The 2327-nt window shown below is 35.2% G+C and carries 2 protein-coding genes; both read left to right on the top strand.

Annotation, left to right across the window (positions count from 1 at the left end; translation table 11 throughout):
• Positions 1-517: 517 nt before the first annotated feature.
• Positions 518-1429 carry a DUF2268 domain-containing putative Zn-dependent protease gene (locus CJF42_RS25660; protein WP_095369323.1) on the top strand — a complete coding sequence of 304 codons (912 nt, stop codon included), beginning with the start codon at positions 518-520 and terminating at the stop codon, positions 1427-1429.
• Positions 1430-1740: 311 nt separating this feature from the next.
• Positions 1741-2061: a hypothetical protein gene (locus CJF42_RS25655; protein WP_095369322.1), complete on the top strand. Its 321-nt coding sequence runs from the start codon at positions 1741-1743 to the stop codon at positions 2059-2061.
• Positions 2062-2327 lie beyond the last annotated feature (266 nt).

Below are 2327 nucleotides of genomic sequence, written 5' to 3'. Positions count from 1 at the left end.
TTACGTGTTGGGTAGCTAACAAACTGTTAAATAAGGACAAAAACAGTTGGTTTTTGCTCCTTCGTCGCTTATTTTAACCAACTATTTTATTGCCTGTTAACAGGGCGTTAGCTATTTCGGAGAGTATGTAGTGCACAAGGACGTAAAGCCAAAAAAAATTAATGAGTTTTCTCAATGTGTAGCAATACTCTTATCAATTTTATTTACTACCTATGCAAAGCTAACTTTAGAAAACAGGTTTAGTGACTTTCAAGAGTTACCATACCTGATGGATCTAGGTTTATATCTAATAATATTTATTCCGTTCCATTATATAATTTTAAAATTTACGGATTGGCTTTATTCTGGCAATAGTGTTAACAATAGCTAACAAGGCCGTTAAACCAAGGACACAAAACAGCAGGCTTGTGCTCCTTCGTCGCCAATTTTAGCCAAGCATTTATGCGCCCATTAGTAAAGCGTTATAATTTACCTCACCATCAAATTTTTGGTGTTTATAAAAGGCTGTTAATAACAAATGAAAAACAAAACATTTAGTCTACTCTTTGCCACTTTTACATATATATCGATAGGGAAATTCAGCCCTGTTTTGGCTAATGATTTTATTTTAGATGACGCTGAACGCTTTGCTAAGTTATTTACTCAGACATCTGAGCTTGATGAAAAACAGATTAAGAATAAATATTTGAATCTAGGTACTAAAGGGCTAGAAATATTTACCCCAAATAGAATCAAGAATGAAAAAAATCTAATACGAGCAATATCAGAAAACTCGGATGCATATAAGAAGGGAATAGACGTATGTTTACCTGCGGCTAGAAATATAGCTAGTGATGCAAAACAAGTACTGAATGATGTAAAAACGTTACTACAACAAGAAATGTCAGCACCAACTTATATATTATTTGGAGCTGACAACTCCGGTGGAACTGCGAGTAAAGAAGGGCTATCTCTTGGCTTAGAGGTTGTTTGTCGTTTTTCCGAAACTGAAGAAGAAGCAAAGGAAATAATACTTGGTTTTGTTGCTCACGAAATTGTTCATGTGTATCAAGCTCGTCTCCCTGAAAATAAAACTAAGAAATACACCTTATTACGTCAAGCGTTATCCGAAGGTTTTGCTGATTTTATAGCAAACCGTGTATTAGGGAAGATAAATCAATCTGAAATTGAGCGGCATAGTTTTGGTGTTAAAAATGAAAGTGTGATTTGGACAGAATTTAAGTCTGTTATGAATGGAGAAAACTTTACGCCTTGGATGTATGGCTCTGGTGGTGATGGAAGACCAAAGGATTTAGGTTACTGGTTGGGCAAAAGAATAGCACAATCGTATTATGAAAAAGCTGATGATAAAAAGAAAGCGTTAGTAGAGTTGTTGTATCTAAAGGATCCTCAATCTATCTTACTTTCCAGTGGATACAATCCTACATAAAAATTATAATAAGCTGTTAAACAAGGACAAAATATAGTTGGCTTTTTGTTCACTCCGTTCTCTTATTTTAACCAACTATATTATTGACTGTTAACAGGGCGTTGAGGCTGTAGAATTTATCAAAAGTGTAAATTGACGAATGAAATTTATGTGCTGTGCGTCCGTAAAAGTAATGTTTTAGTAGAATATTGCCTCAGAATTCACGTAGCAATGCGTTTTGAAGCTTAATTTTTAATAATTTTTTGGTCTGTTTTTTCTAAAAGAGAAATTCTACAGGCTCGTTATATGTTGTCTCAAGTTGGAGAAATAAAATGAAGAAGTTGTTAGTAGCATGTTTAATGATCATATGTAGCGTTAGCACTGCAAATGCAGCAAGAGGCTGGGGAAGTACACCTTTAACTAATTGGGAATTATATCTTAATAATGGGGTTGCTTACATACTCTCATTAGAGCTGCCCGAACACTGTTCTTATGATCGAGCCCAAATAAATATGAGTGCTACTGAATTTGATAAAGCTCAGTACGCATATGTAATGTCTGCTAAAGCTAGAAATAAAAAAATACGCTATGTTGTTGATATGGATCCAAGTGTTACATTGTGTGTGATTACTGGATTAAGAGAAGTTGACTAGTTGTTTAAAACACATATAATCGGGTAGCCGGAGGTCTCTAACCTCCAGCCCCCACACCTACCCATCATGCAACTCATGGTGGTTGTGATTAGGTGTTTATGGCATTTCAATTAGCTCTATGCGGTCACATGACATTAGAGCAGCAATCTAGCTTTCTTCTTGATGTAAAGCGTCGCGGTCTATTAAACGATAACGGTTCTCTGGTCATAAATAGTAAATAACAACGCATCAAAATAACGGATGAGTGTAACGCAATACAATAAACA

The organism is Pseudoalteromonas sp. NBT06-2, assembly GCF_002276045.1.
GTDB lineage: Bacteria > Pseudomonadota > Gammaproteobacteria > Enterobacterales > Alteromonadaceae > Pseudoalteromonas.
This window is presented reverse-complemented; position numbering and strand designations above follow the sequence as displayed.